The sequence below is a fragment of the uncultured Gimesia sp. genome, from assembly GCF_963972345.1.
Classification (GTDB): Bacteria; Planctomycetota; Planctomycetia; order Planctomycetales; family Planctomycetaceae; genus Gimesia.
Genome location: NZ_CAXAVM010000215.1, coordinates 1 through 11493, shown reverse-complemented (window position 1 = coordinate 11493; position 11493 = coordinate 1). Strand labels below are relative to the sequence as shown.

Sequence of the window (11493 nt, the reverse complement as noted above, 5' to 3'; positions counted from 1 at the left end):
ATCATGACTTATTAATTTCGAAAATAGCAATCAAAGGGAGCTTTTCTACAGAGCAAAACTGAGGGGTTTTATCTAATAGAAGTCGCAAAAGCTGTTCCGCTTTGAAATGCGGCAGCCCTTTTCAGTATAGTCAGGCCAAACTCAAAAGTCTGGGATTTTGTTTTAGAAGCAGAGATGAAAAAAGCGTCAGTGCTGTCGAAAAAAACGTCAGGCTGAATCTGGTCTGTAAGCGGGGCTTTATGAATCGAGTATTTCTTTGACGACATAATTGTCGATGTCAACGGACTGATCGGGGAACTGACTGATCGTGGTCACGCTGCCCCGTACATTGTCGCCAGCGAGCCAGCAGGAGTGCGGCGACCGACTGGTCGACACGAAGGGCGTATTTATCAGCAGGCCAGGGGGCACCTTCGTCAATCCAGGGTTTGAAATGGGCGATAGTTTCTGGCGGGAGTGGCAGCCAGAGACAGGAGCAGCACGAATTGCTGAAATCGACAGTGCTGCCCCATAGATGATTCATTTGTGTCCAGGTTCAATAAACAGTTTAACCTCGTTTGATTCCCGCCTGTACGAAAGCGGGGGCTAGGTTCCGGTAGCAGGTTTTTGCAGCGGCAACGGGATCGTAGCCTTTCTGCCGAAAGACCATACTGCTGACTTCACAGCAGATGTCACCCCGATAACCGCCTGCGACGGCCAGTTTCAGCAGTTGAACGTAGTCAATTTCACCACTTTCACCTGGCAACACGAAACTGACTTTCCCGTCTTTCATAATCGTATCTTTGACCTGGATGAAACTGGTGTAAGGCAGCATGGTCTGCAGCGATTCTTTGAGTGAGATATTCCGATGTGTAAAATGGCTGTAGTCAAAATCGAGACGAATCCAGGGGCTGTTGACCTGTTCGACCAGCCAGACTCCCTGCTCGGGGTGATCGACCACACCGCCCCGATGCGGTTTGACAGCGATCACCGTTTTCGTACTGGCGGCGACCTGGGCCCACTCACCCAGGTTGTCGCGCATTTCGTTTTTGAGGGTTTCCCATTTGCCACTGCCGGCGACTGTTTCGATGAGCGGTGGCTGATCTGGTCGCAGGTCATGCCCGACTTCGGCCGCTTTTTTGAGTCGTTCCAGAACTTTCTGCTGGCTGGCCTGGGAGCCGGTCAGAATACAGTGCTCCATCAGTGAGGTCAGTTTTAAGTCAGTGTCATTAAGAGTTTTGGAAATCGCTGCGCGACGTTCCGAATTCAGTTTGGCGGGTGTGGCGTCCCAGTCATCCATCAGAGCCAGTTCCACCGAGTCATAGCCGATGTCGGCGACAATACGAAGTGCCTCTTCGGTTTTCAGGTGAGGCATGCCATACAGGCTGAAGCCGAGAGTGAGTTCCGGCCTGGATGGTTTTGCCTGCAGTCTGCCAAGGCCCAGCAGGCCGACTGTGCCGACACTGGCGGTGGTGAGAAACTGGCGTCTGGTGAGCGGCTGCATATCTGTTTGTCCTCTTTGACCAGGTGTGTGATTCAGTCTAATCAGGGAACTGGCGAACTGATTCACCAGACGTTAAATGAGGTTCGAGGGTCAAGTCAACATTGGCGATCGTGTTGTCCATCGTCAGGCGGATTTTCAACGGCCCGCTCGCGAGCCGATCACTGTCATGCGCGACGCTGTCAGACGTCGTCAGTTATGCATACAGGGCGGTATTCAATGCGTGGTCATTGTTGCCGGAAATCAGATAGATCCCTGGAAACCATTTTAAATAGAGCTGAACAGGAAGCAAGAATGAAAGACGCGAATAGATTCGATTTGCGTTGGCTGGGATTGAGAGAAAGCACGCATGCGAAGGCAAACAGTGATTCTGAGGGAGTCGAGTGAAAGTGACTGACCGAGTGGTATCTGCGGTTAGTTCAAAAAATCTTCTTCTTTCAAACTCAGTCTTACAGGGCCCTGCATGGTGGTGATCCAGAGTTCTCCGGGAGTGATTTCCGTAACATAGGGATAAGAGACACGATTTTCGTATTTCTTTCCGGCTGGTGTCAGATCACGGGCGATGACCACCGGTTCGCTCCAGGTTTTGCATTCATCGTCAGAGAATGCGATAGAGAGTTCCTCACGTCGCCCGAGTTTGCGTTCGGGGTCACGAAAGCGGTTCCAGAGCATTACGATGCGTCCACTCTCCAGTCGCTGCAGGATGGCCGGCGAACTGCTGGCCTGGATCTGCGAAGGCTGAATGGTGCGCCAGGATGCGCCTTCGTCGGTGGAGAAGGCTTCCCAGAAACGACCGAATTTTGTGCGGATCAAAGCGTAGATGCGGCCGTCCTTTAACTCGACGATCGTCCCTTCCATCGCGCCGTCATGATCTCCTGAGCCTCCCAGGTCAATCATGTTGCTGTGGTTCCAGGTGGCTCCTTCATCATCGGAGTAATAAGTCAGCATGACATGGCGGCCCGGATTGGCTATGGTTTGCGAGACGACTACGATGATGCGACCAGAGTCGGTCTGAATGATACTGCGAACCGCGCCACACCAGCCATGATCCTGCAGGATCTGGGGCGGAAGCCACGATTTTCCCTGATCGGTACTGCGGACGATATACACGGGCAGATAACAGTCGGATTGCGGACCTCCCTGTTTGTCATCCCAGTGAAATTTCTTTTCTGCCAGATTCATGAATGCAAGGACAATGGTTCCCTTTTTTGTCTGCAGCAGTGCGCGTTCATTGCTGGTTTGGAATTTTGCCGGTTCCTGATACAGGGGCGTGGGTTCCCAGGTTTTTCCCTGATCAGTGCTGAGCAAAGACTGTTTTGCATCCGGGGCCAGCAGGCTGCCGTTTTGAAGTTTGATGAAGGGCCCCAGGTGCTGATGCGGCAGTTTTTTCGTCTGGGGGTGGTTCCATTCTGCCTGTGAGACGATGTTAAAACAGAAGATTGAGGCAATGGTACCGATAATCAGTAAACGCTGCTTCATTTCTTTCTACCTTGTTTGAAAAGTGTGGTTTTCATCCGACGTCAGCAGGGAATGCTCTTTTTCTATTCAAAGTCGACTATGAATTCTGAATTAAGGGGTTGCTTAATCGAGCTTAAAATTTTTCGTGATCGGTGCACTTCCAGATTCGATGATCAGCTCTTCGAGTTCGGACTTCTCGTTATATTTCTCAGGCAGGATCTGTTCACGAGGTTTGGGTCGATTTTTTTCAGACTCGGCATCAGAGACAGGGTAGATTTTCGTGTCGGCAGGCTCGCCGATGTAAGCCAGGATTTCAACCTTGTAGGTACCTATACCAAGAGCAGCTCGATCCGAGGCATTGTATTCTCCATCTTTGACAACGACCGTTCGTCTTGGTGCCTTGCTGTCTTGGGTTGGTACAAACTTGATTACACCGTCCTTGATCGGTTCTGATTGATAAGTGACTGTGCCTTTGACATTAATTAATTCAGGTCCCGATGAACTCCCACAGCCCAGAAGCAGCATCGTCAGTCCAGCGCCCATCGTCGTCAATCGCATTATCACTTACTCCACGTATTATAGAGTTTAATAAAAAAGTTTGCGTTATCGGAGTTCATTCCAGATAGGTTTCCGACATGAACGTCATGGCGAGCTACCCTCAGTATGGAAGGCAATTCACCATGATGGGGGGAGCTGGAATTAAAATTCACCCACGATTTCTCCACCGGCACGCGTGGTCAGACTGGTCAGTACTGTCTGGCTCATATTTTCAGAAAGAAACCTCACACTCCCATCTCCCAAAGTGAAATGACAACCCCCTTCGTGAAAGCTTGCTGGACCGCTAAACGCATCTCCATTATACATGTTATGTGTGAGCGGAAGTATCCCGCCATTGGTTTGCCACGGTGCATTAATACCGTTGACCGTTCCAATACCATCTCCATAGGCAATCCAGGCTGGTGGAGCATATTTTCCAGCCCCTTGCGAAACGACCTCGCAAAAAGCGAGGGTATTACTGGCGCCATCAGTGATATCACGAATCTTGACTTTAGAGTTCCAGAAGAAGAGTCCATTCCCGTTCGATACTACGATACTTGACGTTCCTCGTCGCCCGATGCCGGAATCTGAGATGCCTTCATAATGAGTCCGTGCTGCATCCGGACCTGGATTACCTCCCGTATAATCAACGCCTTCCGTTATCGGGTTGGAAGGGCATAGAAAAGCGGGCAGAACAGTCTGCCCCAACGCAAAATTCGGGGCGCTGTTAAAGCCGACCGTAAAATTCATTTGATTGTAAAGAGTTGCCTGGTCGATATAGGGTAAAATCATGGTCTGCGTGCTGTGTCCCAGGTAATCGCTGGCTGTTGTTCTCATCCGTCCGGAGGGAAAGGCGCCATGTACGTCGTGGTAATTGTGTAACGCCAGTCCGATTTGCTTCATGTTATTCTTACATGTCGAACGTCGTGCTGCTTCGCGCGCCTGTTGTACTGCAGGCAGCAGGAGAGCAATTAAGATTGCAATGATGGCAATGACCACCAGTAATTCAATTAATGTAAATCCACGCGATCTTTTGTCTGAGTTGATCTGTAGCATAACAGCGTCTCCATTAAACGAAACACAGAAAATAAAACAATATAATCACCTTGGCACACAGGCGTGTATTCGAGTTCAACTGCAGATCCAAGTCGTCGTTTGTGTTGAGATTTGCAGGTAGCAGGTCAATCAGTATTAATCTATTGTTTTGAATTCGATAGCCGCGCCGGCGTATCGTAATTCTCATTTATTTATTTCGTTAAAGAGCGATTCGTTCGTCTCCGTTATTGCTGGGTTGGTGCTTTTAATTGCGGTTTCAGGTGATCGGTCAGATGTTTCGTTGCCTGGTCGGTGTCCCGATCGGCAATCGCATTGGCGATGAGTTCGTGTTCGCGGAGTCCTTTTGCTGTGGGAGTCTGACCATACAGGTCACCTGCGTGGAAGTAGTCCAGCAGGACACCATGAAACTGTTTCACGAAGTTCCCATGCGAGGCTGCCAGAATCGTCTGATGAAACAGGCAATCCATCTCTTTATATGCTTTGCTGGTCCCCTGGGGGTCCTGCTTTATTTTTTTCATCACGCGTTTCATCTCAGAGACGATGGTCTGCAGACGGATGATTTCTTCTGAAGTGATCAGATCGACGGCCAGTGCGATTGAACCGATTTCGATCACCGCCCGCAGCTGTTGTAATTCCCGCCAGCCCTGGGGACTGGCAACCTGTGGTACGAGTGCTTTCCTGAGGACATCGGAAAAATTATCGGCTTCTGCCACACACAACCCACGTCCCTGTCGACCAATAACAACGCCCAGACCCCTGAGAGAGCCAACGGCTTCACGTACCACGGTTCGCGAGACGCCGAACTGGTCTGCCAGTTCTGCTTCGGTTCCCAGGTGATCGCCGGGAGCCAGACGTTTGCTGCGAATACGTTCGCAAAGGTGGTCTGCGAGTTCGGCACTCAACGTTCGGGATTCCGTTGCTGCAAGAGAGATATCGTCACGCGATAATTCCATCGTTACACTGCTTTCCATTGAGCGCCGTAGATGACAGTAGAAGTGTAATTCAGAGCGACAGCCTGGCGATCAGTTTAATATCTGACATGAAATTCCAGAAGAAGAGTTCATTGTCGCTGCCGTCGCGTTATACTATAAATCGAAAGATTGTATGACAATCTGGTTAATTATCATATAACTGCTTATTTAGGCGTCAAGACTTTTCATGAAGATTTGCCGAAGATTGCTGATGTTGAGAACGAGATACTGATTTAATAACCGTGAAAGGAATCAGTAAATCAGAAGGAATCCTGGTTGGCATCTCTGCTAGAGGAAGAGATATGGAGTCGGCGAATTTTACGCTGGGGGAGGGGCACACGCCTCTGATCAAGTCGCGTCGGATTGGTCCTGACGCGGGGCTGGCCCATTTATATTTTAAGCTGGAAACGGTGAATCCCACAGGTTCCTATAAAGATCGTTTCGCAGCGGCTGCCCTCACCGACATGCTGCATCAGGGGAAGAAGCGGGTCGTCACCTGTTCGAGTGGAAACGCGGGTTCAGCGCTGGCGGCTTATTGTGCAGCAGCAGGAATGACCTGCCAGGTTGCTGTTTTTATCGGTGCTCCTGAAAACAAACTGAAACAGATGCTGGCTTATGGCGCTACGGTCTGGCGGATTGAGGGCTTTGGTGCCGATCCGGAAATCTCGGGGAAAGTGTTTAAGTATCTGAAACACCTGGGAGCCGCCCCGGATACTGAGCTGCAGGTCAGCAGTTATCAGTTCAATCCGATTGGCATGGCGGGTGTCGAATTCATTGGACGGGAACTGGTCGAGCAGATCTCTGCAGAGCAGGGGGCTGTCGATCATCTGTTCTGCTGTGCCGGAGGGGGAGGGCTGCTGCTGGCCGTGTACCGCGGATTTCAGACGGCGTTTCATGAAGCGAAAATTGAACGACTGCCGGCATTTCATTGTGTGCAGCCCACAGGAAACAATACGATTGCCGGACCGTTACAGGAGGGCTGCGATCGCGCGCAGACCTGTCAGAGTACAACGAAGATTGGTGGACTGCAGGTAGCCAGTGTGCTGGATGGTAATGAAGTGATTGCCGCCTGTCGGGAAACCGGAGGCAGTGGATATCTGGTGGAAGACGATTTCGTGTATGAGGTCCAGGCGCTGCTCGCGCGGCAGGAGGGCATTTTCTGTGAACCTGCTGCTGCAGTATCGCTGGCAGGAGTACTACAGGCAGCCGCTGCGGGGAAAATACAGAGTGAAGAGACCGTCGTCTGTGTAATTACAGGCAGCGGATTTAAAGACCAGGGTTCTATTGATCGCATGTTAGCGGATACGGCCTGTCCCGTTATTTCTTTGTCGGAATTTATCGAACAGACAGCTTAATTCATCATTTAGAAAGTAAACAACATGACGCATTCGTTGAAAATGATTACGGCTCTGGGAACACCTCTGACAGCGGAAGAAGATCTGCATCCAGTGGGTCTGGAAGCGCAGATTCAGGACCAGTTGTCGCATGGAATCAATGGTTTTCTGGTCGCCGGAACGATGGGACTGATGCAGCTGCTGAAAGATACCACTTATCGTGAACTGGTCGAGCAGAGCGTGCGCTTTAATGCAGGGCATGCCGAACTGCTGGTGGGCGTGGGGGATACCAGCTTCGTACGTACGCGTGAGCGAATTCGCATGGTTGAAGACTGTGCCATCGATGGAGTGGTGGTGATCTCTCCCTACTTTCTCAAGTACAGTCAGAGTGATCTGATTGCATATTTTGAGGCGCTCGCCGACCTGAGTTCCAGGCCACTGTTTCTCTACGATCTTCCACAGACAACCGGTACAAAACTGGAGGTAGAGACCGTATTGCAGCTGGCGAAACATCCGAATATTCGGGGTATCAAATGTTCGGATCACTTCACGACAATTCGTCCTGTGATTGATCGTATCGGTGAAGAGTTCCGCGTGATCGTCGCGCAACCCAATCTGATGGATGTGTTGCTGCAGGCAGGGGTCCGTGAGCATCTGGATGGAATTTATATAGTCGTGCCGGAATGGATCGAAGCCATGGTGGAAGCAACCCTGGCAAAAGACTGGAATCGGCTGGCGCTGGTGCAGCAGGATCTGTCAGCATTGCTGAAAGTGCTGACGACGTTCTCTGCCCCCCTGTTTTCGACAGTCACCACGCTGATGAACCAGAGGGGGATCCGCGGGAACTTTGCTCCGCAGCCGATGCGACCTGTGACTGCAGCAGAGCGAGAACAACTGTTCGCTCACCCGCTGATACAAAAGGTTCTGGCAGGCAAACCGGTCGCTTCGGTCGAAGCATAAGTTGTTTCGAAAGCGATCAGTCAGATTTGTGCTCCACCTGTTTGACGAGTTTGTCAACGGTGTCGGAGATCAGTGTTTCCGTATCCGGTCCCCAGCGGTATGCCGGGCGACCGTATTCATACAGATTGGAACCCCCTTCATAACCCCCTTCGAGCCAGACGCGCCTGGAGGGGATGTAAGAGATCATGTCATCAGCATAACCACAGACCCAGGTGCCGGGACCGAATTCGCGTTTGAATTTCAACGCATAGTCAACGACGGTTTCCGCGCCCATGCCGATCATCAGCATTTCACTGCCCAGACGCCAGGCATGGAGTGGATAGGGGTAGCTGGCTGGGAATGTCTCTCCGGCGTCCAGTTTTTTCAGCAGTCGTTCCGCCCAGCGTTTTTTGATGGCACTGCTGCTGTTGAGGTCGGCTTCCAGGTCAGCACGGGTGACCGTTTTCTGATAGGGGAGCTCGACGTAATTAAAGGCGGTCGCTAAACCATCTGAAATGGGCTTGAGTGGTTTCTGTAAGACTTCTTCGACAGCCACTGCCAGCATGTGTCCGTATTTTTCACAGAGTTCCACTTTGCGGCGGGGCAGGGGATTCTGATCTCCTCCACAGGTATTCACAAACATGGCGGTGACGCCGGGATGTTTCTGTTCAAGTTCCAACTGGGCAAAGCCGGGATAGTCGCCGCAGACTTTGGTGAAGCTGAGCGTGGTCGGGTGGCAGGCATAACCGAACAGGACTGCATCCAGTTTGCCATCCGGGCGTGTGACTGTCATAACGGGGACATCGTGGTCGACCGGACCCACCAGTTCTTTCCCCGCCTTCAGAAGGTTGGGAATATCAGCTTCGCGATTATTACGACGGTTCACAGCGAAGGTGGTGTGGCCGTTACCCGTCTGGAGTTGAGCTGGTGCAAGATTTTTCAGAGACTCGCCGATCATGTCTACCGTTTTGAGAACCATGCGGTCTGTATATTCATTGACCAGTTTGACCTGCATCGGATCGACGGGATAGTAATCGTACAGATCGTCACCGAGCCGGGGACCACAATGATTATGGGAAAACGTAAACATGATCTGGTGACGTTCCAGCTGGAACTTCTGTTTGATCTCTGCGAAAACACGGTCGCTCATACTGCGGGGCACACCTTGAAAATCACTGGTGATCAATACCGCGCGGTGGCCTTTGTCATCTTCCAGAGCCAGTGCTTTCATCCAGATATCATGCAGCTTTCCATCGGGCAGTCGTTTGCTTCCATAACCGGCCAGCCAGACCCCTGTTTGAGGCGTGATGATGACTTTGGCGATCCCTGCTTTCCACTGTGTTTCGGCGTGGGCTTCAGAACGTCCGATTGAAAAAAAACTGACGGATAATACACACAACCAGAGGGCAACTCTGTTGATTGTCTCCAGGCAGGTGACCGATTTATTCATGCGGATTTCCTTGTGTGCGGGTTCTGATAAATAGCTGCGACAGAGAGTGGAGACCGAATTTTCTAATTTAGATTAAGAAAGAGGGGATCGCAAGCAGGAAGGCCGCTTTCGTAAAGAAACGGAAACAGAAAGGAGATGAATCGCGCATCGGGAAAGGTGAGATGGTGGTCTCGTCCAGGTCGGGTTAATTTGGTACGTGAGAGTATTATTGATGCGTTAAACATTATTTAGCTTTCTTGAATAAGCCATGTACACTGTTAATGCACTGTACGGGAGCCTTTATTTTGAACTACTCTGTGAATTAACGAATTCTACTTATTGCCTGCGCTGAAGAAAAACCTAGAATTCTTGTTAGATTAACAAACGAAGAGTGCTGCTTTACTTAATACTTTTTTGAGTGTGTTGGTGTTCCCTCCAATTGTTAAGCCATTCTTATTGGCCCCGCTTTAATTTACTAAGGCGATTGACCCGGGCTCTTATTTCAGTACCAGTGATTCCGGTATTGTCTCCAATCATATTTTCATAGTTAAAGGGTTGAATTCATGCGATCAAAGAACGTCTCTCTCAAGCGAGGTTTTACACTCATCGAATTGCTGGTGGTGATTGCCATCATCGCGATTCTGATTGCCCTGCTCCTTCCCGCTGTGCAACAGGCGCGTGAAGCGGCCCGCCGCAGTACCTGTAAGAATGCACTGAAGCAGGTAGGTCTGGCGTTGCACAATTATCACGATTCACATCGCACATTTCCTCCGGGAGCTGTGTGGTATGGGAACGGCTCAGCACCAGCTGACGGGCGGCATGTCAGCTGGGGAACGACCTGGGTTGTGCAGGTTCTGCCCTTCATGGATCAGTCTCCGCTGTACAATAAATACAATATGAGTTTGCCTGCTCAAAGTGCGAACTCAGACACCACGGACAGCGTACTCCAGGCAACGATCCCGATTCTGCGCTGCCCCTCACAATCAGGCATTGATCGATCCTTGCTGACTCAACCTGCTGATGGCAACTTTTCGAAAATTTCCTATGCTGGTTCTGTAGGCGCTGGTTCAATGCTGAATATTTCAGACTACAACGGCGCCCGACGTGGTATTTTCAGTCCGATCGCCCAGAACGGTGCAAAAATCCGTGATATTACAGACGGTACTTCAAATGCCATCATGCTCGGAGAAATCGTCGTCGGCACGAGTACGGCAGACGATAAAGGTGCCTGGGGCTGGTGTACGGGGGCCTTGTTCAGCGGGAGAAATTCCAATGGGATCCTGACTCCCAATACGACGAACGTCACCGATGGGACTCCCTATGCTTCGAACAATACCTCCGATAATAATTTTAATCGACGTAATAATCCGGACATTACAGGTTCGGGAGCCGGCCAGGGATTACGCAGCTCTCACGTTGGTGGTGCGCATGTAACTTTGGCCGATGGTTCGGTGCGGTTTATCTCCGAAAACGTAGACCAGAATACTTATCTGAATCTCCTGTCGATTGACGATGGAAACGTACTTGGTGAGTATTAATCGATCAGAGGCACTGACACAATAGCTTGAATCTGCAGCTCCCGTGTTTTACATTGGAGCTGCTTTTTTTAATTACAAACAGGAATGAAAGAATGAAAAAAAACAGCCCAGGACTCTGCGGGCGACTAGCCTGCTTTGCAATGTTGCTTCTGTTCTCGTCGGTATTAACTGGTTGTGGAGGGCCTTCAGCGCCACCACCGTCCGAGACACAGAAAAGTGAAGTTGCGAAAAAATCGATTGATGATTTCGTCGCGGCGGCAAAAAAAAGTCCCAGGACGGCTGCTCAGGATCTGACGATTCTGATGGAGTCCCTCGATGCTTACGCCAGCGAATATGGTGGCCCCTACATCGAACTGCGAGATGCGGCCAAAGAGCTGTTAGCACTGTATCAGAGTTCTGCTGCAAAAGATAAAATCGATGCCCAACTGGAAGTGCTGCAGCAAAAAGCAAATGCCCTCTCCTCCGCCGACTGATGCCTGGATGATTTGAATCGGCTTTCGGTGATCGCATACAAAATCAGACAGGTGCGATCACCGAGATCATCATTCTACGATCGTCAAAGATTTGATGCTGCCGTTCCTGGAAAAATCCTGACTGAATTCGAGAGTGGCTTGGACTTTCACTTCTGCATGGCCTGCGATCATGACAGTAGGAGGGGAGAGGTAACCTGATCCCGCATGGGTGATCTTCAAGCCGGTGACCTTTCCCTCTTTGATGATGGCCTTGGCACTGGCTGGCGTGTGTTTCCAGAGCC

The 11493-nt window shown here is 50.6% G+C and carries 11 protein-coding genes and 1 pseudogene; 4 read left to right on the top strand and 8 right to left on the bottom strand.

Annotation, left to right across the window (positions count from 1 at the left end; translation table 11 throughout):
- Positions 1–277: 277 nt before the first annotated feature.
- The 6 genes from AACZ40_RS24700 to AACZ40_RS24675 all read right to left on the bottom strand — a co-directional run bounded on the left by AACZ40_RS24700 (position 278) and on the right by AACZ40_RS24675 (position 5481).
- A complete protein-coding gene (locus AACZ40_RS24700; RefSeq protein ID WP_291170969.1) occupies positions 278–520 on the bottom strand; it encodes a hypothetical protein in 243 nt (80 codons plus the stop codon).
- A gap of 24 nt (positions 521–544) precedes the next feature.
- On the bottom strand, positions 545–1480 hold the full coding sequence (locus tag AACZ40_RS24695) for a sugar phosphate isomerase/epimerase (protein WP_291170971.1): 936 nt from the start codon (positions 1478–1480) through the stop codon (positions 545–547).
- A gap of 411 nt (positions 1481–1891) precedes the next feature.
- The gene (locus AACZ40_RS24690) at positions 1892–2956 is read right to left on the bottom strand and encodes a sialidase family protein (RefSeq protein WP_291170972.1); all 1065 of its coding nucleotides are present in this window, start codon (positions 2954–2956) and stop codon (positions 1892–1894) included.
- A 102-nt stretch (positions 2957–3058) separates the two neighbouring features.
- Positions 3059–3487 (bottom strand): hypothetical protein, encoded by a 429-nt coding sequence (locus tag AACZ40_RS24685; protein ID WP_291170974.1) that lies wholly within the window; start codon positions 3485–3487, stop codon positions 3059–3061.
- 147 nt (positions 3488–3634) lie between these two features.
- Positions 3635–4528: a DUF1559 domain-containing protein gene (locus tag AACZ40_RS24680; protein ID WP_291170976.1), complete on the bottom strand. Its 894-nt coding sequence runs from the start codon at positions 4526–4528 to the stop codon at positions 3635–3637.
- 224 nt (positions 4529–4752) lie between these two features.
- A complete protein-coding gene (locus AACZ40_RS24675) occupies positions 4753–5481 on the bottom strand; it encodes an FCD domain-containing protein (protein WP_291170978.1) in 729 nt (242 codons plus the stop codon).
- 320 nt (positions 5482–5801) lie between these two features.
- On the opposite strand from AACZ40_RS24675, the gene AACZ40_RS24670 reads away from it, so the two are divergent.
- Together AACZ40_RS24670 and AACZ40_RS24665 are read left to right on the top strand one after the other, a co-directional pair.
- A complete protein-coding gene (locus AACZ40_RS24670) occupies positions 5802–6854 on the top strand; it encodes a pyridoxal-phosphate dependent enzyme (RefSeq protein WP_291170979.1) in 1053 nt (350 codons plus the stop codon).
- Between the two features lie 24 nt (positions 6855–6878).
- Complete coding sequence (locus AACZ40_RS24665) at positions 6879–7793, top strand: dihydrodipicolinate synthase family protein (protein WP_291170980.1); 915 nt, start codon at positions 6879–6881, stop codon at positions 7791–7793.
- A 16-nt stretch (positions 7794–7809) separates the two neighbouring features.
- Here AACZ40_RS24665 and AACZ40_RS24660 read toward each other — a convergent pair whose 3' ends face one another.
- Positions 7810–9222, bottom strand: a complete 1413-nt coding sequence (locus AACZ40_RS24660; RefSeq protein WP_291170982.1) for a neutral/alkaline non-lysosomal ceramidase N-terminal domain-containing protein — start codon at positions 9220–9222, stop codon at positions 7810–7812.
- Positions 9223–9764: 542 nt separating this feature from the next.
- Here AACZ40_RS24660 and AACZ40_RS24655 point away from each other — a divergent pair.
- Entirely contained in the window at positions 9765–10739 is a 975-nt protein-coding gene (locus tag AACZ40_RS24655) for a DUF1559 domain-containing protein (protein WP_291170984.1), read from the top strand.
- 92 nt (positions 10740–10831) lie between these two features.
- On the top strand, positions 10832–11212 hold the full coding sequence (locus AACZ40_RS24650; RefSeq protein WP_291170986.1) for a hypothetical protein: 381 nt from the start codon (positions 10832–10834) through the stop codon (positions 11210–11212).
- Between the two features lie 69 nt (positions 11213–11281).
- Here the strand turns inward: AACZ40_RS24650 and AACZ40_RS24645 are convergent.
- Positions 11282–11493 (bottom strand): annotated as a pseudogene (locus AACZ40_RS24645) (hypothetical protein); the annotation flags it as partial.